We start from the raw sequence: 25037 nt of genomic DNA, 5'->3' as shown, positions 1-25037 counted from the left end.
AAGTGACAGATATGCGCGTTGTAAACAATATTGCCGATCTCATCGGTGATACACCTTTAGTTAAGCTGAATCGTATTGCGCCAGAAGGCGGAGCCGACATTTATATGAAATTGGAAAAATACAACCCAAGTGGAAGTGTCAAAGACCGCGCTGCTTTCAATATGATGGAACAGGCGGAAAAGGATGGACACCTCAAAAAGGGAGCCACGATTATCGAACCGACGAGTGGAAACACAGGAATCGGAATTGCTATGAACGCGGCTGCAAGAGGATACAAAGCCATTCTTGTTATGCCCGATACAATGACCCAAGAACGCATCAATCTTTTGAAAGCATACGGTGCCGAAATCGTTCTGACACCTGGAGATGAAAAAATGCCAGGAGCCATCGCCAAAGCGAAAGAACTGGTCGGTGAAATTGAAGGAAGTTTTATGCCCATGCAATTTGAAAACATGGCCAACCCAGACGCCCACCGCCATACGACGGCCGCAGAAATTATAGAAGCTATGGATGAGCTCGGCAAACCTCTATCCGCTTTCGTTTCCACTGCCGGAACTGGCGGAACCATTACAGGGACAGGGGAAGAGCTAAAAAAACGCTATGAAGATCTGACCATCCATGTGGCAGAACCTGCTGGCTCCCCTGTACTTTCCGGTGGAAAGCCTGGAAAGCATAAGCTTGTAGGGACGAGCCCGGGTTTCGTCCCTTCAATCTTGAATCAGGAAGTGTACGACGAGATTTTCCAAGTGACAGATGAAGATGCTTATGACATCACTCGCAGGCTTGCTCGTGAAGAGGGCTTGCTCCTTGGAACTTCCTGTGGAGCCGCCTGCTGGGCAGCCATTCAGGTCGCAAAAAAGAAAAAGCCGGGTGAAGTGATCGTATGTATCGCCCCAGACACCGGAGAGCGTTACCTTTCAGGAGACTTATTCCGCTACTAAAAACAACGAAGCACTCAGAGTTTGAGATCTCTGAGTGCTTTTTTTATATCCTTCTTTCACCATAGCTCCCTTTTCTGGAAGACCTAGTTTCGATAACCGGGGTTCGTTTGCCGTATTTGGAGTCAGGGGTGGTTGGGAAGCTACTCGCTTTCCTGTGGGGGAGCGCCGAGCTTCCTCAGGCTATCGCCTATCTCCTTCTCCCACGGGAGTCTCGCAGCTTCCCAACAACCCCATTCCATGTAAGGAAGAAACGAACCCCTATACCGAGAAGGAGTTTCTACCACTCTTCTCTCCTAAGCATGCATAAAGCGCTCTGTATCAAGCTTTTACGTTGTGAATGCCAGGTGTGGAGAGGGTTATATTATCCACTTCCCTCAATCATACAAGCTGATTTTTCCAGAAGTGGTTTCGAGAATCTTCCATGGCAAAGGGGCGGAGGGGAATGGGGAGACTCCTGCGGGAAAAAAGTGCTTGGTGAGACCCCACAGGACGCAGTCCGAGGAGGCTCACAGCGCTCCCGCGGAAAGCGAGCCATTCCCCGCAGCCCCCATCCACTCAACAAAAGTCTCGAAACTGAGTCTTCCACAATCCTGCCATTTAGCTTAAGATGAGCTTGAGTGATTTACAGGCGGTATAGGTCTCTGAAGCGTAAATGCCAACCAAGGTGGAAGGACGCGACACGGCAGATGATGACGAGAAGGAAAATCATATAGGTCTGCCAGGCGCTTTCGATATCGATCCAACCTACTCCTATAAGGAGCCCTGCCATCAATGCCCACACAGCGTAAATTTCTTGGTGCATAACCATAGGACGTCGCTGAGCGAGTACATCCCTTGTGACCCCTCCCCCTACGCCTGTCAGAATAGCTGCAAAGATAACCCCTCCAAGAGGAAAACCATTCTCTATAGCAAAAGATGCCCCTTGAAGAGCAAATGCAGATAAGCCGATGGCATCGGGATATATATTCCAACGGTCCCAGGTCATGACCCACGTCTTAGGGAAGAAATAGACAATGGCAATCGTACCGAGGGCTACATAAAAGAGATAGCCTTGTTCCCAAACATGGACGACCGGTACATCCAGGGCAATATTCCTGATGATTCCTCCCGCGAATGGTGTCGCAATACCAAGAATAAATGTGCCAAATATATCATATCTTTCATTTAATGCTACAATCGCTCCACTAAAAGCAAACGCCGACACGGCTAGTATGTTCAATATTTCCCATGTCATTGTCTTCCCCCTCCCTGAAGATGCATTTCTTTGTAATTCTTTCCGTTTATTTCAGACTGATTGATTATAACAAATTCTCATCAACAAAATAGGTGTTTTTTTATATTTTTGCTAGAATACTAATGCTAGAAAGAGAATGGATTAGGATACACCCCTACATGTCCCTTTTATCACCTGAAATGGAAAATATAACGATTAATATAAGAAAAATCCTTGAAATTGTAGCAATCTGCCACAAGGAATCTAGCTAAGAAAATCGAACTAATTATATGAAAATAGAAATCAGGATGTGGAAAAATGAGAAGATGGCTTATTCAATTAAGAAAAGAACAACAATTAACACAACAAGAAGTTGCAGCAGGAGCTCACATTGACCGGGCCTATTATGCTCAACTTGAAAACGGCACACGAAATCCAAGCATGACGGTCGCTTCTCGCATTGCTTCCTATCTTCATATTAATCCTTCACTCTTTTTTTCCGAACATTTGAGTGAACCTTTCGAAGCAGCACTCACAGGTTCCCCCATTACAATCGCCCATTGTGACCTTGAACATCGTTATACATGGCTTTTCAATAATCATCCTGACTTTACAATGAGTAAAGTGATTGGAAAAAGAGTGGATGAAATCTTTCCACATGAATCCACAGAAGAATTACTGAACATAAAGAAAAAAGTGGTGTTAGAAAAGAAACCAATAAGACAAGTGGTATCATTCCCACTATCAGAGGGAGCCATCGCCTATGATATTTTTTGCAAGCCGATCTATGATTCGAATGGCAATATCATAGGAACGGCAAGTGTTTCGATGGAAATGATAAAACCGCGCATGTAGGGGGCCATAAAATGATCATTGAACAGCTCTCTTCAAGGTTGTTAAAAGATACACTCCTAAGAGCGATAGACTTAAAGCTGGAAGACGATTTCATTTATATGTTAAAAGAGGAAATTTCAAAAAGAGAAAAGGAAGACAAGACGATCAAAAAACTATGATTTTTGATACATTACCTAATGCACACACCCAGATGTATGATTCAATGATCGTGAGGGTAAACCATGACAGAGGTGATACACATGGACCGAAATCATTGGATTATGCATCAAGAGTGGAATGACTTGATTTTCATGCATTGGCCTGTCCCAGCAGAAGTATTACGCCCTTTCATTCCGCCTGCTTTTACTATCGACGAATATGACGATTCCGCATGGATTGCCATCGTTCCCTTCCGCATACAAAATATCCGCTTCCGCACTCTCCCCTCTCTCCCATTTGGAAATCAACTGCTTGAATTAAATGTTCGAACATACGTGACGTTCAATGGTGAACCAGGGGTCTATTTCATCACTCTTGATGCCAACCATCCCCTTGGTGTATTTTTAGCCCGCACGCTGTTTGGACTACCTTATGTCCATGCGAAAATGAGAATGGACCAAACAGAGGCGGGATATCAGTTTACGAGCAGACGAATTCATAAGGGGTATCCTGCTTCTCATTTTCATGCAAACTTTCATACGGTATCGGAACCTATACATGCTCAGCCAGGATCTCTCCTTTATTGGTTAACAGAAAGGTATGCCTTGTGGTTGGTGAGAGGCCGTTCTAAAATTTACAAAGGTCCTATTCTCCATAAGAATTGGAGGCTGCAAAAAGCGGAAGCTGATATCCACGTGAATCAACTTGTGGATTTCCTTCCCCCTTCTTTATTTGCAACCAAGCCTATCACTTATTCCTCAAAATCCCTGCATACAAAAATCTTCCCTTTTGAAAGAAAAGGCTGAAACAGAGGCTTTGACAGTTTTATGTAAAGATTATATAATTATCTCGAATTCAAGATTATTGAAAACAAGGAGGAATGACCATGCAACTCAAGGGCATTCATCACGTTTCAGCTATAACCGCTAATGCAAAACGCAATTACGATTTTTATACAAATGTTATGGGCATGCGCTTAGTCAAAAAAACGGTCAATCAGGATGCCCCATCCATGTACCATTTGTTCTATGCAGATGAGAAAGGTCGACCCGGAACGGACCTCACCTTTTTCGAGATCCACCGAGCAGGACATACGTATCCTGGAACGAGAAGTATTTCTACCACATCGCTTCGTGTAAAAAGCGATGAAGCTCTGGAGTATTGGAAGAAACGCTTTGAAGAGCATTCTGTCGAACAAGATGATATAAAAGAAAGACTCGGCCGAAAGACGCTCTCCTTCCGAGACCCTGAGGGACAGCGGCTCATTCTCATATCCGATGAAAATAACAGTGGAGTGGAAGCCGGAAAAGCATGGGCACATTCTTCCGTTCCTGAGGAATACGGAATTACCGGACTTGGTCCCGTTCACCTTACCGTGAACGAAGCAGCTAAAACAGAAAAAGTCCTGACCGAGCTCTTAGGATTTCGAAAAAAAGGATCCTATGAGCAATGGGACGTCTATGAAACCGGCGAAGGAGGAACAGGTGCAGAAGTTCATGTGGAAGAAAAGCCCGATGAACAGCCCGAAAAACCTGGCCGCGGAAGCGTTCACCATGTGGCATTCCGTGTAAATAATGAAGATGAACTCAAGAAATGGCATGAAATCATCCAAGCCGCAGGTTACCCTAACTCTGGCCTTGTCGATCGTTATTACTTCAAATCCCTTTATTTCAGGGAGGCCAATCACATCCTTTTTGAACTAGCTACGGATGGACCTGGATTTGCTACAGATGAGGACATCGATCATCTTGGAGAGAGCCTTGCTCTTCCCCCTTTCTTAGAGCACAAACGTCAGGAGATTGAAGAAGACTTGACTCCTTTGGATACGTCACGGTCATAAAAGCAAGCAAAAAAATTCCGGCAGGTTCGTAACCTGCCGGAATTTTTTATGCTTCTAACCTATTTTTGACCCAGTTGATTAAACCGCCCATCTGCATAATTTCAATTTGACGATCAGAAAGGGCATGTTCAAGTTTGAGGGTTTTATCTTTCCCTTTCACTTCAACTTCCACTTGAGGAGACTGCTTGATTTTGTCTCTCAGACCTTTGAATACAAGTACGTCTCCTTGCTCTAAGTCATTAAGATCGGATGGATCTGTAAAGGTTAATGGCAACACTCCAAAGTTAGCAAGGTTCTGCCAATGGATACGGGCAAAATCTTCCACAATGGCCACCTTAAGTCCCAGGTACTTCGGTGCGAGAGCCGCATGTTCACGACTCGATCCCTGTCCGTAGTTTGCTCCAGCGACGACTGCATGTCCTCCGTCATCTCTCACTTTCATAGCACGATCATAATAGGTTTCATCAACAATTTCGAATGTGAACTTGCTGATTTCGGGCAGATTGCTTCGATATGGAAGAACACGTGCTCCGCCCGCTAAGATTTCATCCGTGGATATATCATTTCCCATTTTCAGTAAAATAGGCAATTCCATATCATTCGGCAGTTCACCCATCTCAGGAATGGAGGCCACATTTGGACCTTTGACCAACTCTACATCTTTGGCTTCCTCAAAAGGTAAAGGTTCATCAAGTAATCTTGTATCCACCGTTGGATTATCCAAGTCCTTTACCTGTGGAAATCCAAAGTTTGATTTTCTAGGGTCTGTAATTTTACCTGTCAGTGCTGAAACAGCTGCGGTTTCAGGACTGCATAAGAAAACACTATCTTCTTTCGTACCTGAGCGTCCCGGGAAGTTCCTCGGGGTCGTACGCAAACTATTCCTTCCTGTCGCAGGTGCCTGTCCCATTCCGATACAACCGTTACATCCGGCCTGGTGCAACCGTCCTCCTGCTTGAAGAAAGTTAGCAATATGACCTTCTTGAGATAAATCAATCAGCATTTGACGCGAAGTTGGGTTCAAATCAAAAGATACCCCATCTGCAATGTGCCGTCCTTCTACGATTTTCGAAGCAATCGCAAAGTCCCTGTATCCAGGGTTCGCTGACGAACCGATGTAAGACTGATAAATCGGCTCCCCTTCTACTTCTTCTACTGGAACCACATTACCCGGGCTCGATGGCTTGGCCACCATTGGACCTAATGAAGAAAGATCCAGCTCATCGTGAACGTCATAGGTCGCATCATCATCTGCGACAAGTTCAAGCCACTCATCTTCTCTTCCTTGAAGCTTCATAAAGCGTTTCGTTTCTTCATCTGATGGAAAGACCGTGCCTGTGGCTCCAAGCTCAGCACCCATGTTTGCAATTACGTGACGGTCCATAGCCGTTAAGTTTTTCAAACCAGGACCATAGTATTCAAAGACATGGTTGACCCCGCCTTTAACCCCATGCCTTTTGAGCATCTCTAAAATGGCATCTTTTGCACTCACCCAGTCTGGAAGCTCTCCAGTCACTTTCACTCCCCAGACTTTCGGCATTTTCACATAAAAAGGTTCACCGGCAATAGCCATGGCTACGTCAATCCCGCCAGCACCCATGGCAAGCATCCCCATACAGCCATTCGCACATGTATGGCTGTCCGAACCAAGTAACGTTTTCCCAGGCTTCGCTAATCGCTGCATATGAACAGGGTGGCTCACACCATTTCCAGGTCTACTGAAGTGCAGACCGAAGCGCTTAGCTGCACTTTCAAGGAAAAGGTGATCATCAGGGTTTTTACTATCTTCCTGAATCAAATTATGATCCACATACTGAGCGGAAGCTTCCGTTTTTGCCTGATCAATACCCATCGCTTCCAGTTCGAGCATAACCATTGTACCGGTCGCATCCTGTGTAAGCGTTTGATCAATTTTCAAACCAATTTCCGATCCCGGATTCATCTCCCCCTCTACTAAGTGATCCTTAATCAATTTTTGTGTGACATTATATCCCACATTTATTCCTCCTTCTCACTTGTAGTTGATGACGGTCTTGATGATACTTTTTATAAAATTCCTATACCTTTTATACCCTTAATGTTGTATGATTACTCATAGGTTCCAAAAAGTTCCTTTACAAATGCGAAAAGACCCATTAAATGGAATTCTATGAAAGTCCCCCTTCCAAAGTCCCCTTAAAGCCACAAAATTTTCCCGACTTGGGAAACTAGTGAATTTTGTTGAAAATCCCAGAACGAACATGTATTCTAAATATAGATTTGAAAGAGCAAACACTCTGAAAAATCAACAGTTGATCAACTAGGTGTGAGAAAAATGGAATATGGTAAAGTGCTTCGATTCCATCGTGTGAAGCAGGGTTTGACACAGAACCAGCTTGCAGATGGGATAATCTCGCCGGCGTATTTGTCTAAGATTGAGAACGACCAAACCGTTCCCGCGTTCGAGGTACTTGAACACCTCTACGAACGTCTCGGACTCGATTTCCATGACTCTTCTTATCATCACCCTTCCAAGGAAAGTTTGAAGGAATGGTATGAGATGATCGTCTTCAAACGGAAAGAAGAGGCCAGGGAGTTAAAGGAAGAACTTATACAACAAAAAGATACGCTGAATAATCATCATTTGTATATATTTTTCGAGCTGTTCCGCATTCGCCATCTGCTGTTAGAAAACGAGGTGGAGGAGGCTTATGAAGCATGGAAAAATATCCGCCAGCATGAGGATACATTTGATGATGAGATGGAGTATTATTTCCACTTAAGTTCAGGCCTAGTCAGTTATTACCGTGGAGACTTTGAAGACTCCTACCTCAAGTTGATGGAAGCTAAAAATTACAGTGTTTCAATTGATTTAGAAGACTGGGAAGAAAGTGATTTATACTATCTTCTCGCTCTGAGTGCTAGTCAAGCAAACAATATATCAGCATCAATCTTTAATGCTGATCAAGCTTTAACCATATACCAGCAACAGTACAACTTGGTAAAAAGCGCGGATTGTCATATTCTTTTAGGTATTAATTATGGCAGACTTAAAAATTATGGAAAAGCACTAGAAAACTATCATCTTGTTAGTAAGATTGCTACTCAAACACAAGACAACTATCAGCTAGGACTTGTATATCATAATATTGGAGTCATAGAGTCCAGAAGAGGTAATTTTGAGGCAGCTCTAATGAATTACCAAAAGAGCTTATCTTATAAAACAGGCAGAGCATCAGTACATGAAATATTTGAAGCTATTTACTGTTTAGTATTTGAAACATACAAAATTGGCAGATTAGATGATTGTAAGAAATGGATCAGTGAGGGTCAAACTTATCTGGATTCAACTACAAGGGATACATCTACTGCTAGAATACACTTGAACATCTATACTATGTTAATTAATAAAGATGTAACTACAGCTCAGTATTTAGAAAATGTTGCAATCCCACATTTCCAAGAAAAAAAACAGCATCGCTTTGTAATAAGGTATTGCATGATCGTTTCAGACCTTCTAGAAGCTGAGAGAAGTTATAAAAAATCTTCAAGATACCTAAGGTTAGCAATTGATTTACTAAATAAATACTCTAATTTAGGAGGAATGTTATTATGAAAAAACTAGTAGGCTTACTTGCTATACTAGGGGTTGTTTTATCATTAACTGCGGATATTAATTATACTAATACTGCAGATGAAGCTCATCCTCGACCACTAGTTGTGGATCAAATTTAATTTTCTGCAATATTGATTTAAGTTTTTAATTTTGTGTGTTAATTCAATTTTTATATAATTAACACCTCCCCTAATCCTATACCTATACAAACTTTTGCCTCTATCTTTATGGTAGAGGTCTTTTTTTTTGCACAAAAAAGCCTGCCCTGATAACAGGGCAGGCTTTTGAGTAATTAAGAGTTCACTTTTTCTTTATGCTCTTTCCAGGCTGAAAATCCACCTTTCAAGTTCAAAACATCCTTATAACCAAAAGCCTGCAGTAAACTTGCAGCAATCGCTGATCTCATGCCTGACTGACAATGAACAATCGGTGTTTTATCGTCAGGTACGTCCTTGATGCTTTCTTTTAACTTCCCAAGCATGATGTGCTGGGCTTCTTCGATGTGATTATCATCCCATTCGCTATCATTTCTTACATCAATGATGACATAATCTTCGTGTCCTCTGAATTTGTTCTCGAGTTCTTCTGCTGTAATGCTTGCATACGTTTCTAATCCACCATAGCCATTGATTTCTGATTCATCCACATAACCGACTAGATCATCCAAACCGATAGATTCTAAGGAACGCTTAATCGCTGGAATGGTTTCTTTGGATGCGACGACTACGATCTTTTGATCATATTCAATCAGCCAGCCTGCCCAATTTGTAAATGAACGATTATAAGGAATGTTGATTGTCCCTTTTAAATGACCGTTTGAGAACTCAGATGATGGTCTTGTGTCCACAACCATATACTCATCAGACATGTAGCTCCCCACATCAGACACGGAAATTCCCTCCACATCTCTTTCCTTTTCAAGAGACGGGCCTTCTTTATTCAGCTTTTTCATCATGGAGAAATACTTAGGCGGTTCTGGTTGTCCATCCAGCAATTCTTCTGTGAATGCTTTTTCATCTGTGTGATTTAAAGCCCAGTTGTTCTCTTTTTCATAACCTACAGTTGAAGAAGGGACGGCTCCTAATGATTTCCCGCAGGCACTACCTGCCCCGTGCCCCGGCCATACTTGCACGTAATCAGGCAGTTCTTTGAAGCGCTGGACGGATTGATACATATCCGCAGCACCTTTGCTTGCTGTGCCCTCGGCTCCGGCAGATTTCTCGAGCAAATCCGGACGCCCTACGTCACCAACGAAGACAAAGTCCCCTGTAAATATTCCCATAGGTACCGATGAACCTCCCCCTTCGTCAGTCAATAAGAAAGAAAGGCTTTCAGGGGTATGGCCAGGGGTGTGAATAACATCAAGTCTCACATTCCCTACATAAATTTCATCGCCATCTTTCACAAGTTCGTGATTGATTTCATTAAGGTATTGATACTTCCAATCGTCATCACCTTCATCGGATAGATACAATTTCAAATCCTTTTCGGCGTTAGCCAGTTCTCTCGCACCTGAAAGGAAGTCTGCGTGGATATGGGTTTCGGCAGCTGCAGCCAGGTGAAACCCTTCCTTTTTGGCTGTTTCATAATAAGGAGATAAATCCCGGGCAGGGTCAACGACCATGGCTTCCCCTGTCTTTTGGCAGCCAATCATGTAAGACATTTGCGCTAACTCTTCATCAAAATAAGATTTAAAAAACATTCAATAACCCTCCATTTATGAAATCCTTGTTATGTAATATACCCTCATGTGTATAAAAGAAACATAACCCTTTATTATTATTATCCACCTAAGCAATAAAATCCTTCATAAAGGATACGTATTCAAATTCGTGAACAACGATAAAGAAAAACAGCAGCAGTGACTAGGCACTACTGCTGTTCAAAGTAATGAATAAATTCTTTATAAGTCTTGATGTGTTCCAAATTAGAAAATACAAGTTCTTTATTATTAAATTGATTAATTTCAGCAGCATCTATATCTTCGTACGCTTTACCTGCTGCCATATCTTCAGAGAAAAATTTAATCTCGTTCAGCATACCAAGTACCTTCCGGCTCTTCGTTTTCGTATAAACGATTTCATCAGCCGCGTCTAACATTTGATCAGCGACCTTTTTCTCTACCCCTAACAGTTGAAACAATTGCTTTAGGGAACCTTTAATGACACTGTCGAGATGTTGGAATTGCTGCTTTCTTAAGCCAAACAATGTCAAGTTCAATCCTGTTGCATTATTCATTAAGAGAAGACATTTCCTTCGATTAATGGTAACAACATTCGCATGCCATTGGTAAATCTCTGGTACATTCTGGTATTCTTCTACATTTTCAATCGGTTGATCAATTTCGTTTTGTAACTTTTTTGTTGCTCCGATTACGAACAATTTGTCCACCTCGTCCTTACTAGTCGATATTCTTATTCTAACGTGTATAGGTTAAAAAACAAAGAGGAACCAAAAAGTGGTTCCTCTTCACATTATACCTTTGTTCTCCGCGCAAAATCGACGAATTGAAATTTATCCGGTCTGTGTCTGGATTCTGTGAATTGAAAGGCTGTCGTATCTCCTAAATAGACATAACTGCGAATCACCACGACTTGATCATGTCCATTCAAATCCAGAAATTCTTCATCTTCAACCGTCACCGGTTCAACAACAATTTCCTTTTTCGCAAAGCTGATATCAAGTCCGAGTTCATTTTCGATATAGTGATAAAGAGAAGTTTCGGCAATATCTTTTGTCAGGTCATGGACAAGATCCTGCCTCAAAAAATCTTTATCTAAAATGATTCGTTCACCGCCAATTTCTCTTGATCGTACGACCTTCCATAAGTGAGAACCTTCCTGGCAGTTGAGCTGACGGCAGACTTCCGCCTCTTTGACAAGAGTCAGTTCATGGACATGTGTTTGAAAACTTTGGCCCAATCGTTCCGAGAGTTCCTTGAAGCTCGTCAAACCTGATACCGGAAACTCGAATTTATCCCGGTCCAGCACCACAGAACCTTTCCCGCGTACTTTTTGAATGTAACCATTCTGGGAAAGCAGGGTTAAAGCTTTACGTATCGTCTCTCTTGATGTCTCAAATCGTGCACACAAATCATGTTCAGAAGGGAGAGTACCACCTGCGGCGTACTCTCCCTTTTGTATGTCTTTGACGAGTTTATGATAAATCTCGACATATTTATTTTTCATTCTATGCCCCCTCACCTGTTAATCGGTAAGATGATAAACGACCGACTCGTATGGGCGAAGGCTGATTTCACGGTAATCCTTTGCTGAATCTTCATAGTTGCTTAGAAGAATGTCAGCCTCACCAGATACCTGAACATCTTCTGGTAATGTGAACGTCGTATCTTCACCATAGAAGTTATTCACAACAAGCAACTGTTCCCCATTCCATTCACGAAGATAAGCGAAGACCTGATTATGGTTTGGTACCAACAAACGATAATCTCCATGGGTTATGATGTCGTGAGATTTACGCAGTTCGATCAATTTTTGATAGTGGTTGAAAATGGAGTTCTCTTTGTTCATCACCACTTCTGCATTGATTTCTTTGTAATTATCCGCGACATCAATCCAAGGGGTTCCTTCAGTAAAGCCGGCATTTTCTTCTCTATTCCATTGTACAGGAGTACGAGAATTGTCACGAGACTTCTGTTTTAAAATCTCTATGATTCCTTCCTCACTGACACCTTTTGCTTTTAACTCTTCATGCATATTCAGGGACTCGACATCACGGTAACGGTCAATGCTTGCGAATTTAGGGTTTGTCATTCCGAATTCTTCACCCTGGTAAATGTATGGCGTTCCCTGCATCATGTGAATGGTCGTTGCAAGCATTTTCCCGGACTCTACCGGATAGTTTTCATCGTCCCCAAACCTTGACAATACGCGGGGCTGGTCGTGGTTACACCAGAACAAAGCATTCCAGCCATTTCCTGCATTCATTTCGCGCTGCCACCTTGAAAGGATCTGCTTCAACTCATGAAAATCAAAATCAGCGACTGTCCATTTTTCACCGTTCGGATAGTCCACTTTCAAATGGTGAAAGCTGAACGTCATACTCAGCTCATCACGATCTGGAGCCGTGTATTTGACGCAATGTTCAATGCTCGTCGAAGACATTTCTCCAACGGTCATAAGATCATAAGGTTTGAAAACTTCACGGTTCATTTCCTGCATGAATTCATGCACCCGAGGTCCATCCGTATAAAATTTCCGCCCGTCACCAGGGGCAACACTTCCATCATCGTTAGGGAACTCCTGGTTTTTCGAGATCAAGTTGATGACATCCAGACGGAAGCCATCCACCCCTTTTTCCCCCCAGAAGCGCATCATTTCATAGATATCTTCACGCATCTGTTCATTTTCCCAGTTCAAATCGGCCTGAGTGACATCGAACAAGTGCAAGTAATACTGGCCTGTTTTTTCATCATACTCCCAGGCATTGCCTCCAAATTTAGACTGCCAATTCGTCGGCTCCTCCCCATTCACAGGGTCACGCCAAATGTAATAATCACGATACGGATTATCTTTCGACTTTTTGGCCTCCTGAAACCATTGATGATCCGTTGAGGTGTGGTTGACGACGATGTCCATAATCAGTTTCATGCCACGCTTATGCGTTTCTTCAAGCAGTGTTTCGAAATCCTGCATCGTCCCGAATTCATCATGGATATCGTAATAATCACTAATGTCATATCCATTATCATTTTGTGGAGACTTGTACATCGGGGTCAGCCAAAGGACGTCGACCCCGAGTTTATTCAAGTAATCCAGTTTCTCAATAATTCCCTGGATATCACCGACACCGTTCCCTGTCGTGTCATTGAAACTTTTCGGATAAATTTGATAAACGACAGCTTTTTTCCACCAAGGTTGTTCAATCATTGTAGCACCACCGTTTTTTAATTTTTATACGTCTTTTTTACGCTTCGCATAGAGATACGTTCCTACTAGCGGCAGGACAATGACGATGACCATACCGATAGCAAAGTCTAGCCAGTACTCCGCAACGATCGAGAAGATCCCCGGCACACCACCGACTCCGATGGAACTTGCCAATACACCTTGTGCTGAGATATAAAGGCCGGCAAGAGCGGAAGAGGTGATGGCAATAATGAATGGATACTTAAAGCGCAGGTTCACTCCAAATAAAGCTGGTTCTGTAATCCCGAGCCATGCAGAAATACCAGAAGATACACTCAAACCTTTGAGCTTATCATCTTTTGAAGCTAACCAGATAGCGAATGCGGCAGAACCTTGAGCGATGTTGGATAGAGCAAGCATCGGCCACAAGAACGTTGTTCCCGTGCTGCCAACTAGCTGAATATCAACGGCAAGGAACGTATGGTGCATTCCTGTAATGACGAGTACACCGTATAGACCACCGTAAATAAGACCGCCTAACCAAGCGAATGTATCAAAGGTAGCGACAAGGCCGTCTGTAATCCAGTTACCGATTGCAAATGTAATTGGTCCAATGATGATGAACGTCAAGAAACCTGTCACTAACAAGGAAATCGGTCCGACGAATAACAACTGAATGTTATCAGGGATACGGTTACGTAAGAATAGTTCGATCTTAGTCAACAAATAAGACGCAACAAGGACTGGCAGGACTTGTCCCTGGTAACCGATTTTCTCAACGGTTAATCCGAATAAGTCCCATGTTGGTACAGATCCTTCAGCTACGGCATCCCCGTAAGACCAGGCATTCAATAGGTCAGGGTGTACAAGCACAAGACCTATGACAATACCTAAAATTGGACTACCACCGAACTTTTTAACCGCGGACCAACCAATGAGCCCGGGTAAGAACACGAAGGCAGTATTGGCTATGATGATGATCATGTTCGCTATTCCTGACCACTGTGGATACACATCAATAATGGACTGTTTGTCCCAGAAGATTCCTTCCGCAGTCAAGATATTATTGATACCAAGCAGCAAACCAGCGGTTACGATCGCTGGTAGAATCGGAATGAAAATATCGGCAAGTGTTTTGATTGCTCGTTGAAGAGGATTCATATTCCCCTTGGAAGCCTCTTTCACCTCTTCTTTAGAAGATTCTCCAACACCGGCAAGAGCTACAAACTCTTTATAAACTTTATCAACAGTCCCCTGTCCGACGACGATTTGAAACTGACCGTTTGTTGAAAAAGATCCTTTCACAGCATCAATATTGTTCAGTTTTTCCTGATCGACAATGCCTTCATCATGTAACGCCAAACGAAGACGTGTGACACAGTGGGTTGCAGCAGACAAGTTTTCCTTCCCGCCGATCGCTTCTAAAATCTGTTCGGCCTGTTTTTTATGGTTCATTTTCCCTACCTCCCGATGTGTTTTTTACTTTTTATTCACAGTCATTAATGGTGTAGAACCGGCGATCAATTCAACTTCTTCAGCTACCTGCGTATCAAAATCATCGCTGTTTGTGACAATGATTGGTGTTACTGTACTCTTCGCCTTTTCTTTCACGAGATCCAAGTCGAAGGAAATCAATTTGTCTCCTACTTTCACCTTGTCCCCTTGAGACACAAAAGCTTCAAAGCCTTCTCCCTCCATTGCAACGGTTTCAAGACCAATATGGATTAGAATTTCTGCACCACTTTTCGTTTCCAAGCCTACCGCATGCTTCGTTGGGAACAATTGAACAATTGTACCTTCTACAGGGCTAAGTACTTCACCGTCTTTTGGTTCCACTGCAATTCCTTCACCCATCATTTTCTGAGAAAACACAGGATCCGGCACTTCCTCCAATGCCACCTTCTTTCCAGTTAATGGTGAAGCCACTTTCAATTCTGTCTCTTTATTTCCAAACAATTTCTTAAACATATGTTTCTCCTCCTCAAACGCTTTCAATGAAGCTCTTATAACTTGTATATACATCAATTAATTATGATTATAATTTGTATATACATGTTTTGCAACCGTTAACAACCCGACAATATAAATGGAATTCCCTTCCTTATCAATAAGAAACTTATAAATGTAAAAAAGTTGCTGGAATTAGGTCGTTTACGGTTCCCCTTTTTTAAGAATTATGTTATGTATTTAGGGTGTCGAAATAAATAGGAAGAAGGGATATTATCCTTACTAACGAATCTCGGGCGAAACGGAACCTGTGGATCATGTGGTTTGCCAATTTCTTTATAGCCGGAAGTATTACAATGGTCCTGCCGTTTTTATCTTTATATATCGAAGAACTCGGAAATTATACAGAGGCCTATGTCCAGACCTGGTCTGGATGGGTTTTCGGCATTACGTTCGTGTCCGCTTTTCTATGTTCCCCAATCTGGGGGAAAATTGGAGATAAATATGGAAGAAAGAACATTTTAATTATCTCTGCTACAGGGCTCGCGCTCTCCGTATTTCTTATGGGATTCGTCACATCCGTGTGGCAGCTTTTTCTTCTCCGTTTATTCATGGGCATCTTCACGGGATTTATCCCCATGTCACAAGCATTGATTTCTACCCAAACGCCTAAAAATATCGCCGGTCAAGTTCTAGGTTCATTGCAGACAGGAAGCATTACCGGAAGTTTAATGGGGCCGTTGCTCGGAGGTTGGATTGCTGATTCCATTGGCTATGCGACCACTTTTCAATATGTATCCATCACAGTCGCTCTGTCTGCTCTTATAGTTTACTTTGGCATTCATGAACAGCGTATTAAAAAAGAAGGAGACCATGAAAAAACAAGCTATCAATCCAGAGAGGTTCTTGCGCATATTTTCAAGCACCCTGTGTTATTAATGGTTATGATTGTTTCTTTATTTGTCCAAATTGCCCATTTCAGTATTCAACCGATTCTTTCATTATTCGTTGGTGATTTACACGGGCCAGAAAATTTAGCCTTGTTCTCAGGAATCGCCTTCTCAGCTGCAGGGCTCGGGAACTTAATGATGGCCAAACAATGGGGGAAAATCGCCGATCGAATCGGTTATGTGAAGATTCTCGTATTCCTTTTGTTCATGGCAGGAATCGTTTACCTCCCCGCTGCCTTCGTTACGAATATCTGGCAGCTGGTTGTTCTCCGCTTTCTATTAGGCGTATCCATCGGTGGTATTATTCCTGTCCGGACCGCTTACATCCGACAAGAGGCTCCAGTTGCTATGCAAGGTGAGGTATTAGGTTACAACACGAGTATCCGTTTCCTTGGGAATATCATCGGTCCGTCAATGGGCGGAATGATTGCAGGGTTTTATGGCTTTTCTATGGTATTTTTCGTTACAAGTGCACTCCTTGTTATCTCGGGATCACTATTGTTTCTGGCAATGAATAAAAGCATGACCTCCGCAAAGCATATTCCCGGCTATTAAGTGCACGTTTCTTTCTCGCATCTGTTAAGATAAGTGTAAAGACATCGGAGGGGATATAATGAAACGGGCTTTAATCATCATCGATTATACGAACGACTTTGTAAAAAATGATGGAGCATTGACCTGTGGACCACCCGCTCAAGCTTTGGAAAAATACATCCATGATGTAACGGAGACATTTATGAATGAGAATGACTTAGTCGTGTTCGGGGTAGATGTTCACGAAGAAGGTGACCCTTACCATCCCGAGACAGACCTTTTTCCTCCTCATAACATCCGGGGAACGAAAGGACGGGAGTTGTACGGATCGCTTCAAAAACTCTATAAAGAAAATAAGCATGAGCCGAATACTCTTTACATGGATAAAACCCGTTACAGCGCCTTCGCCGGAACAGACTTGGACTTGAAACTGAGAGAACGCGGGATCACGGATCTCCACCTTGTCGGAGTCTGTACAGATATCTGTGTGCTCCACTCAGCCATCGATGCTTATAATCTTGGTTACCACATTCATGTACACAAGGATGGAGTCGCAAGCTTTAATGAAGCTGGCCATACATGGGCTCTTTCACATTTCGAGTCCACTCTGGGCGCGAAAATTCTATAACACCACAGGCTCTGCCTGGATGTATCTCCAAAGGAAAGTATGTCCAACTTGAAATTTCCAGATCATAAAAAACTCCCGTTGCTGCCGGCAACGGGAGTTTTTACGCTTGTCATTTTTCTCTCTAGGAAACTTGTGGTATAGTATTTCGAGTGTCTAATGAAATAAAAGAAAGGAAGAAGAGACGATATGCCACTGACCTCTCGTCCTTCCCAGGAACATTTTCGTACGGTCTTCATTTTAGCCGCTACGATTTTAATTGTTGTTATGAATACGACGATGTTCAACATCGCTTTACCAAATATATTAAAAGATTTCTCGCTCATGCCTTCAGAAGGAGCATGGGTTGTTTCCGGCTATTCGATTGTGTTAGCGATTTTCACGATTACCTTTACACGCCTGTCTGACTATATGCCGATTCGGACATTATTAACGATAGGGATCTGTATTTTCAGCCTTTCTTCCATCATCGGATTTTTGGCGGACAGTTACGTCTGGTTGTTGATTGCTCGGTTATGCCAGGCGGCAGGAGCGGCAGCGATCCCTGGTTTATCCATGGTCTTCGCCGGGAGGTACATCCCGATGACGAGACGAGGAAGCGCCTATGCGCTGATTGCTTCTGCAACATCCTTAGGGTTCGGCCTTGGTCCAGTCATTGGTGGGTTGATTACAGACTATCTTGATTGGAACTACTTGTTCATTGTGACCATTATGGTTTTCATCGTCATCCCGGTTTTGTACAAGTTTATGCCTGTTGAAAAAGCTGAGAAAGGGCGTTTTGATGTCATTGGAGGTTTGTTATCCGGAATCAGCGCCACCATGTTTTTGCTTTACATTTCAACATTAACTCCATACTACTTGCTGGGCGGTCTCCTGTCTGCTTCTCTCCTATGGTGGAGAGTCAATCGGACGAAAGCGCCTTTCATCCAGCCAGAACTTGTAAAAAACAGCCACTACCGCCGCATTGTCTTTACAAGCTACATCGGCTTTACTTTGCACTTCGCAGTTTTGTTTTTAATGCCGATCATGCTGGAGCAAGTGTATGGACGTGGGGCAGCCGCCATCGGATTTATCATTTTCCCTGGCGCTATGCTATCCGCCGCAGCCGCGATTTACGTAGGACGACTGATTGATGCCTACGGAAACATCAAAATTCTATTTTTGTCTCAAATTTTACTGATGATTTCAGCCTTAATTTTCTTTTTCCTGGCTGGCAAGAGTCCGTATATGATTATGATTGCTTATATGTTTACAAGTTTCGGGTTCTCTAGTTTATCTTCAAGTTCGACCAATGAAGTTTCACGAATCCTGCCTAAAGAACAGATCGGTGCCGGAATCGGACTCAAGCAACAGATGCAATTCATTGGAAGTGCGACCGGTTCTGTTCTTGCCGGTATATTATTAGAATTTAGTTCACAACCTTATACCGCCGAGAACTTTATCCTACCGTTCGGTTCCCTGATCGTTTTAATGACGGCTTCCACCTTGGTCCTGTGGCTGTATTCATACAAGATCAGACGTATGGAATTTGTTCAAAAAACTGACATTTGAAATCCGATTAAGAATCGAATATGATGGACTATGGACATTTATGTTATTTACTACTGTATAGATATAAATATTAGGAGGAATCACTTATGAGCTCAAAAGATTATCGAGTTCTGCTGTATTATAAGTATGTCGACCTTCCTGACTATGAAGAATATTGCCAAAACCACCTGAAATTCTGTAAAGACCTTGGATTGAAGGGACGTATCATCGTTTCTCACGAGGGCATTAACGGAACAGTTTCAGGTACTGTTGAACAAGTGGAAGAATATATGAACTATGTTCGCTCTGATGAGCGTTTCGCAGATATCCACTTCAAAATTGATGAGCATGAAGGGCACGCATTCAAGAAGATGCATTGCCGCGTGAAGCCTGAGCTGGTCAACTGGAGTATTGAAGAAGATGATATTGATCCGAAAACGTTCGGTGGAAAACACTTAAAACCTAAAGAGTTCAATGAAATGCTGAAAGATGAAGATACCATCGTCATCGACGGCCGCAATGAATATGAATACCGCATCGGCCACTTCCGCAACGCGATTCAGCCGGATGTCAATCACTCCCGTGAGTTCCCTGAATGGATTGCCGAGAATGCTGACCAGTGGAAGGATAAGAAAGTACTTACCTACTGCACAGGCGGAATTCGATGTGAGAAATTGACAGGTATTCTTAAGAAAAACGGTGTCGAAGATGTCTATCAGCTTGAAGGTGGAATCACGACTTACGGCAAAGATCCAGAAGTCAAAGGTGAGCTCTTCGATGGTAAAATGTATGTATTCGACGAGCGTATCGCTGTTCCAATCAACCAAGTGGAAGAAAAGGTCATTGCAGAGTGCGAACATTGTGGGAAAGCAGAAGATCGTATGATCAACTGCAGTAACCCGGTATGTAACCGTCAATATGTATGCTGTAAAGAGTGTGAAGAAGAGCAGCATGCTGGATGTACAGCAGAATGTAAAGAACACCCGGAAAACCGCTGGGATGTTGTCCGCAAGAAACAAATTGATAAATACGACCGCATCAACGGTTAACTCTTATCCCCTCTCTCACCATTCGTGAAGAGGGGATTTCTTATATCATACATATGCTCCGTTTTGTTGAAGACTCTGTTTCGAGCCTTTGTTTAGTGGATGGTGCTGCGGGGAATGGCTCGCTTTCCGCGGGAGCGCGGTCAGCCTCCTCAGGCTGACGCCTTGCGGGGTCTCACCAAGCACTCTTTTCCCGCAGGAGTCTCCCCATTCCCCTCCGCCCCTTTATCATGGGAGTATCTCGAAACCAATTCTCGGGAACTCAGCTGTATGCTCAAGCGAAGTGGATAATATACAACTCCCCCAGTGTCAATCCGAGTGTGAAAGCTTGATATAGAGCGCTTTATGTTTGCTTCTGAGTGGGGTGGAAGACACCCTAACTTGGTATAGGGGTTCGTATCACTTATATATCGAATGGGGTGGTTGGGAAGCTGCGAGACTCCCGTGGGAAAAGGAGACAGGCGAGATCCCACAGGACGCAGTCCGAGGAAGCTCGGCGCTCCCCCACAGGAAAGCGAGTAGCTTCCCAACCACCCCTGACGCTCAATATGGCACCGAACCACGAAACATCTCGAAATCAAGTCTTACACAATCCCGCCATATACTTTAATTACTAATAATTCTATGGGCGGCGTGGTAGGTGGAGCCTATGCCGCGGTCGAAGGATAAGGCGTGACGGATAGCACTGGTTACAAACGATTTCGCACGTCTGACCGCTTCTTCAACAGGGTAGCCATTCGCAAGTTCTGCTGCTATGGCAGCTGAATACGTACACCCTGCCCCGCTCGTATGAATGGTTTCTACTCTTTCCGTTTCAAGCTCAGTAATACTGGATCCGTCATAGAGCATGTCTACAGCAGGATATCCTTTTAAACTGCCCCCTTTTACAAGGACATACTCCGCGCCGAGGTGATAAAGATCCCGTGCCACGACCTTCATATCCTCAGGGTTTTCAGGAACCTCACATTGAAGCATCCTTGCTGCTTCATGTAAATTAGGAGTTACAACTTTTGCGAGAGGCACAAGCTCTTGAGTCAAGGCTTCAATCGCATCGTCTTTCAATAATTGGGAACCCATCTTCCCGATCATCACAGGGTCCACAACGATATTTGCAACACCTGATTCCTTTATAACAGTGCCCACCTTTTTTATAATGTCTTCTGTGAACAGCATGCCTGTTTTAAGAGCATCAACTCCGACATGTTCCAATGCAGCATAGATCTGGGCTTCGATGGCTGCTATTGGCTGGGTAAAAATTCCTTGCTCTGTTTGGTTGTTGTTCGCTACGATGGCAGTTATAGCACTCATTCCATATACATTGAATTCTTGAAACGTTTTAAGATCTGCCTGAATGCCGGCACTTCCCTGTGCAGCAGAGCCGGCGATTGACAAAACTTTCGGTATGCTCATTCTAATCGTCCCCTCTCTTTCATCTATAGAAATTGTATCAATAATGGAAGCAGGCTTCTATTCCCACAGCCTTGTCATTCTGTAAAATATAAGTAAGGAGGCCCATTCATGCAGCCGTTCACACAAAATATCATTCAAATTATACGTAGTATTCCAAAGGGATGCGTCATGTCATACGGACAAATCGCTGCCTGCGCTGGAAATCCGAGAGCGGCAAGGCAAGTAGCACGTGCTCTCCACAGCATGAGCGAAAAGCATGACCTCCCTTGGCATAGGGTGGTCAATGCAAAAGGAGAAATTGCTGTAAAGGAACCTTCCAGACAGCGTGACCTTTTAGAAAAAGAGGGGGTTGTTGTCATTCATGATAAAATATCTATGAGAGATTACCAGCACGATGACCCTCTCTGTTTTGAAGAGTAGGAAGAAATAAACTATGAATCTAACGAAGGATGTTACTCATGTTTGAAGTAAAACCATACCCTGAATTATCCTGGTCTTTGTCCAGGCATAAAACGATGTTATCCTGCCTAAGAAAATATGCATACGATTATTATGTTTCGCATAATGGTTGGTTGAGTTCTGCAGACACCTTAGCCAAACAAGCATATCGTCTAAAAAAAATGACCAATTTGGAAATGCACTTCGGAAGCGTTGTCCATGATTTGATTTACCAGACCATTCAGCGTGTATTAAAGAGTCAATCGATTATGGGGGAACAAGAATTCATTGATGAAGTCCGCCATCACTTGAATCGTGGTTTTATCGAATCAACGAAGAAAGAACATTTATGGATGAACAGGCCGAAGCACTATACCATGCTTCATGAAATCTACTACAGCCAGACAGACACTCTCCCGGAAACGAAGGTGCGCAAAATCACAGATCGTCTCCAAAAAACGGTTGCAAATTTTTACTCCAGCAAAACCTTCACGGATGTACGCAACAAAGAACAAATGAAGTTCATGGAGTCCGAAACCTTCCGTTTCCTTAAGACGGACGAAGCAAAGGTTTATATTGTGATGGACCTTGTGTATAAGGATCTCACCAATGGCAAATGGATTATTGTGGATTGGAAAACAGGAAAATCATCCGATGAAGACCGTAACCAACTCGCCCTTTATGCTCTATATTTACAACATAAGCACGGAATAGAATCCATTGACGATATTATCATTCGAAACGAATATTTAGTTGACGGTACACATGTCGAACATCAGTTAACAGAGCAGGATCTCATTAATGTCCAACACTTATACCAAATCAGTATGGAGCAGATGAAGCTCTATTTAGAAGATGCAGAAAAAAACCAGCCACTCCCTATAGAGCAATTCCCGATGCAGGATGACCCGAGGGTCTGTGCTCGTTGTAACTACCAGGAGCTCTGCTTCCCTTCTTGACCGCACGTCCGTATGTTTACCAGATGCGGAAACAGGCTAAATAAGTATTGTAATCTTATTTCCAGAAGGAGTCGTGATTATAGATGAAAGTACTTGTAGCAGGAGCAAATGGAAATACAGGACGACTACTTATTCAATATTTAAAAGCGGATGGTCATGAGCCATACGGTTTAATTCGGAAAGAAGACCAAAAAGGTACCATTGAAAAATTAGGTGGAACCCCTGTTCTCGCTGATCTCACGAAAGATGTCGGTTATGCTGTTAAAGGTATGGACGCTGTCATGTTCGCTGCTGGATCAGGATCAAGCACAGGCGCTGAGCAGACAGAAGCTGTTGATCGTGACGGAGCCATTAACCTTGCTAAAGCAACAGAAAATCTAGGTATAAAGAAATTTATCATGTTGAGCGGCATGGGCGCCGGAGATCCAGAGCGAGGCCCTGAAGAATTGAAGCATTATCTTGAGATGAAAGGGGAAGCGGATGACTTCCTGAAAACGACCGAGCTTGATTACACCATTGTACGTCCCGGCGGCTTGACGAACGACGAAGGGACAAGCAAAATCCAGGTCGGAGAAACCGTTGAGAGAGGAACTATTCCTCGCGCAGACGTTGCTAAGACAATGATCGCTTCCCTACAAGAACCAAACGCTTACCATAAAACATTCGAAATGATTTCAGGAGATACTCAAATCGAAGAAGCCCTGAAGACACTATCTTGATGAAACTGCTCAACCACTTCATGTGGTTGAGCTTTTTACATATCAAACGCCCTTCTTCCATTCCTATAACACCCTGAAAAGGTAATTATATACATTGAACGAGACAGTATTTTGCTATAATGTATGTAATTGGCGCTTTAAAGGAGTAGTGAATATGAAAGGATCGTTAATTAAACAACACCGCAAATTTAAGAATTTAACATTAGAAGAACTTGCATCAGGAATTTGCTCAGTTTCCTACTTGAGTAAAATTGAGCACGACATCATCAATGCCAGCGATGAAATATACCGTCTTCTCGGAGAAAGACTAAACATTAAGTTAACCGACATCAACGAAGAATTTGATGAAAAGATTCACAACGCCCTCCTTGAATGGAACCAAGCTGCACAAATGAGAGACTTCCCTCTAATGGATGAATTATATGAAGACTGCAAAGCATCTTTAGAAGACAACCAAAACATCGAACTCGTTAATTTGTATCAAATAATAGAAGTACGCCACATCATGACAAAAGAAAGAAAGCCCATTGACGAAAAAAAGCTAAAAGAAATTCGTACCACTTATGAAGATGCAACAAATGAATATAAATTCTTCTTTCATAAAATCGTAGGAGTTCATCACCTATTTTTAGGGGAACTACCTCAAGCTTTACAACATTTCAATGATACTGAAAAATTAATGAAGAAATTGCCATTTGATGAAGGTGAAGTCTACTTACATTTAGCTCTCACTTACTCAAAATCAAGAGCTTATGTTGAGTCTAACCATTACGCCTTCCGTGCATTAGATTTATATAAATCTACTCTGCATTATTCACGAATGGTCGACTCCTATATTATTATTGCCATCAATTATAATTCATTAGGCGCTTTGCAAATCGCTGAAGATTATTTGTTAAAAGTTTTAAAGATTGCAAAATACCATCTTCCAATCCATGAAACCCGCCGAATATACCACAACCTTGGAAGTAATTACATTAACCAAGAAAAATATGAACAAGCATACTATTACCTTCAAAAGGCATATGACATCGAAACTAAAGAAACTCCCTTCAAAGCAGGTACCATATACCTTCTTGCATTGGCCAGCTTTCATAATGGTGAAAAACAATTGTGTGAGGAGTATATTCAACAAGGAGAAAATATAGCCGTTGAAAATAATTACCTTAAATATAAGCACAAATTCTATATTTTAAAGTACATGCTTAATGGAAAAACTTTAAATGAAGAATTTATTAAAAAACTAGAAGACACAATTATTCCTGATTTCAGAAGACTTAATGAATATAAAGACTACAAAGAATTTACAGAGATGCTAGGAAATCTATTTTATGAAAAGCGTATGTACAAAAAAGCTGCTATGTATTACAAAGAATCAAACAATTATCGCGATACTCAAAAGAAAGATCTTCTATAGCAAAAAGGTCGG

The 25037-nt window shown here is 42.6% G+C and carries 24 protein-coding genes; 15 read left to right on the top strand and 9 right to left on the bottom strand.

The window, feature by feature from the left end; translation table 11 throughout:
* Positions 1-11: 11 nt before the first annotated feature.
* The gene (gene cysK, locus BLS23_RS17710; RefSeq protein WP_089654386.1) at positions 12-941 is read left to right on the top strand and encodes a cysteine synthase A; all 930 of its coding nucleotides are present in this window, start codon (positions 12-14) and stop codon (positions 939-941) included.
* Between the two features lie 622 nt (positions 942-1563).
* Here the strand turns inward: cysK and BLS23_RS17705 are convergent.
* On the bottom strand, positions 1564-2175 hold the full coding sequence (locus tag BLS23_RS17705) for a trimeric intracellular cation channel family protein (protein ID WP_089654385.1): 612 nt from the start codon (positions 2173-2175) through the stop codon (positions 1564-1566).
* A 297-nt stretch (positions 2176-2472) separates the two neighbouring features.
* On the opposite strand from BLS23_RS17705, the gene BLS23_RS17700 reads away from it, so the two are divergent.
* The 4 genes from BLS23_RS17700 to BLS23_RS17690 all read left to right on the top strand — a co-directional run bounded on the left by BLS23_RS17700 (position 2473) and on the right by BLS23_RS17690 (position 4987).
* Positions 2473-3009, top strand: coding sequence for a helix-turn-helix domain-containing protein (locus BLS23_RS17700; protein ID WP_089654384.1), 537 nt, complete (start codon positions 2473-2475; stop codon positions 3007-3009).
* An 11-nt stretch (positions 3010-3020) separates the two neighbouring features.
* Positions 3021-3167 (top strand): sporulation histidine kinase inhibitor Sda, encoded by a 147-nt coding sequence (gene sda, locus BLS23_RS21540; protein ID WP_115894725.1) that lies wholly within the window; start codon positions 3021-3023, stop codon positions 3165-3167.
* 63 nt (positions 3168-3230) lie between these two features.
* Positions 3231-3953, top strand: a complete 723-nt coding sequence (locus BLS23_RS17695) for a YqjF family protein (protein ID WP_244157272.1) — start codon at positions 3231-3233, stop codon at positions 3951-3953.
* 80 nt (positions 3954-4033) lie between these two features.
* On the top strand, positions 4034-4987 hold the full coding sequence (locus BLS23_RS17690) for a ring-cleaving dioxygenase (protein WP_089654382.1): 954 nt from the start codon (positions 4034-4036) through the stop codon (positions 4985-4987).
* A gap of 46 nt (positions 4988-5033) precedes the next feature.
* On the opposite strand, the gene BLS23_RS17685 is transcribed toward BLS23_RS17690, so the two are convergent.
* Positions 5034-6983: an aconitate hydratase gene (locus BLS23_RS17685; RefSeq protein WP_089654381.1), complete on the bottom strand. Its 1950-nt coding sequence runs from the start codon at positions 6981-6983 to the stop codon at positions 5034-5036.
* A gap of 318 nt (positions 6984-7301) precedes the next feature.
* Between BLS23_RS17685 and BLS23_RS17680 the strand changes: the two genes are divergently transcribed.
* Both BLS23_RS17680 and BLS23_RS22155 read left to right on the top strand, forming a co-directional pair.
* Positions 7302-8582: a helix-turn-helix domain-containing protein gene (locus tag BLS23_RS17680; protein ID WP_089654380.1), complete on the top strand. Its 1281-nt coding sequence runs from the start codon at positions 7302-7304 to the stop codon at positions 8580-8582.
* Complete coding sequence (locus BLS23_RS22155; RefSeq protein ID WP_279615131.1) at positions 8579-8701, top strand: hypothetical protein; 123 nt, start codon at positions 8579-8581, stop codon at positions 8699-8701. Before BLS23_RS17680 ends, BLS23_RS22155 begins: the two co-directional genes overlap by 4 nt.
* Positions 8702-8874: 173 nt before the next feature.
* On the opposite strand, the gene BLS23_RS17675 is transcribed toward BLS23_RS22155, so the two are convergent.
* From BLS23_RS17675 to BLS23_RS17650, 6 genes are all read right to left on the bottom strand, one after another.
* Complete coding sequence (locus BLS23_RS17675) at positions 8875-10284, bottom strand: MBL fold metallo-hydrolase (RefSeq protein ID WP_089654379.1); 1410 nt, start codon at positions 10282-10284, stop codon at positions 8875-8877.
* Between the two features lie 170 nt (positions 10285-10454).
* Positions 10455-10973, bottom strand: a complete 519-nt coding sequence (locus BLS23_RS17670; RefSeq protein WP_244157271.1) for a DUF6933 domain-containing protein — start codon at positions 10971-10973, stop codon at positions 10455-10457.
* An 83-nt stretch (positions 10974-11056) separates the two neighbouring features.
* Complete coding sequence (gene treR / locus BLS23_RS17665) at positions 11057-11770, bottom strand: trehalose operon repressor (protein ID WP_089654377.1); 714 nt, start codon at positions 11768-11770, stop codon at positions 11057-11059.
* 18 nt (positions 11771-11788) lie between these two features.
* Positions 11789-13471 carry an alpha,alpha-phosphotrehalase gene (gene treC, locus BLS23_RS17660; RefSeq protein WP_208599193.1) on the bottom strand — a complete coding sequence of 561 codons (1683 nt, stop codon included), beginning with the start codon at positions 13469-13471 and terminating at the stop codon, positions 11789-11791.
* Positions 13472-13495: 24 nt separating this feature from the next.
* Positions 13496-14905 (bottom strand): PTS system trehalose-specific EIIBC component, encoded by a 1410-nt coding sequence (gene treP / locus BLS23_RS17655; protein ID WP_089654376.1) that lies wholly within the window; start codon positions 14903-14905, stop codon positions 13496-13498.
* A gap of 24 nt (positions 14906-14929) precedes the next feature.
* Entirely contained in the window at positions 14930-15418 is a 489-nt protein-coding gene (locus BLS23_RS17650) for a PTS sugar transporter subunit IIA (protein ID WP_089654375.1), read from the bottom strand.
* Positions 15419-15714: 296 nt separating this feature from the next.
* Between BLS23_RS17650 and BLS23_RS17645 the strand changes: the two genes are divergently transcribed.
* The 4 genes from BLS23_RS17645 (at position 15715) to trhO (ending at position 20085) form a co-directional block, all read left to right on the top strand.
* A complete protein-coding gene (locus BLS23_RS17645; RefSeq protein ID WP_089654374.1) occupies positions 15715-16902 on the top strand; it encodes an MFS transporter in 1188 nt (395 codons plus the stop codon).
* 58 nt (positions 16903-16960) lie between these two features.
* Positions 16961-17509, top strand: a complete 549-nt coding sequence (locus BLS23_RS17640) for a cysteine hydrolase family protein (protein ID WP_089654373.1) — start codon at positions 16961-16963, stop codon at positions 17507-17509.
* A gap of 186 nt (positions 17510-17695) precedes the next feature.
* On the top strand, positions 17696-19057 hold the full coding sequence (locus BLS23_RS17635; RefSeq protein WP_089654372.1) for an MFS transporter: 1362 nt from the start codon (positions 17696-17698) through the stop codon (positions 19055-19057).
* 86 nt (positions 19058-19143) lie between these two features.
* The gene (gene trhO / locus BLS23_RS17630; RefSeq protein WP_089654371.1) at positions 19144-20085 is read left to right on the top strand and encodes an oxygen-dependent tRNA uridine(34) hydroxylase TrhO; all 942 of its coding nucleotides are present in this window, start codon (positions 19144-19146) and stop codon (positions 20083-20085) included.
* 603 nt (positions 20086-20688) lie between these two features.
* On the opposite strand, the gene thiD is transcribed toward trhO, so the two are convergent.
* Positions 20689-21492: a bifunctional hydroxymethylpyrimidine kinase/phosphomethylpyrimidine kinase gene (gene thiD / locus BLS23_RS17625; RefSeq protein ID WP_089654370.1), complete on the bottom strand. Its 804-nt coding sequence runs from the start codon at positions 21490-21492 to the stop codon at positions 20689-20691.
* 108 nt (positions 21493-21600) lie between these two features.
* Here thiD and BLS23_RS17620 point away from each other — a divergent pair, with 108 nt between their 5' ends.
* The 4 genes from BLS23_RS17620 (at position 21601) to BLS23_RS17605 (ending at position 25025) form a co-directional block, all read left to right on the top strand.
* Positions 21601-21912 carry an MGMT family protein gene (locus BLS23_RS17620; protein ID WP_089654369.1) on the top strand — a complete coding sequence of 104 codons (312 nt, stop codon included), beginning with the start codon at positions 21601-21603 and terminating at the stop codon, positions 21910-21912.
* Between the two features lie 38 nt (positions 21913-21950).
* A complete protein-coding gene (locus tag BLS23_RS17615; RefSeq protein ID WP_089654368.1) occupies positions 21951-22889 on the top strand; it encodes a PD-(D/E)XK nuclease family protein in 939 nt (312 codons plus the stop codon).
* 83 nt (positions 22890-22972) lie between these two features.
* Positions 22973-23608, top strand: coding sequence for an SDR family oxidoreductase (locus tag BLS23_RS17610; protein WP_089654367.1), 636 nt, complete (start codon positions 22973-22975; stop codon positions 23606-23608).
* Between the two features lie 154 nt (positions 23609-23762).
* Positions 23763-25025, top strand: a complete 1263-nt coding sequence (locus tag BLS23_RS17605; protein ID WP_089654366.1) for a helix-turn-helix domain-containing protein — start codon at positions 23763-23765, stop codon at positions 25023-25025.
* Positions 25026-25037: the final 12 nt, after the last annotated feature.

Source organism: Halobacillus aidingensis, assembly GCF_900104185.1.
GTDB classification, from domain to species: domain Bacteria; phylum Bacillota; class Bacilli; order Bacillales; family Halobacillaceae; genus Halobacillus; species Halobacillus aidingensis.
The sequence above is the reverse complement of the archived record's forward strand: the minus strand, read 5'-3'. Positions and strand labels throughout refer to the sequence as shown.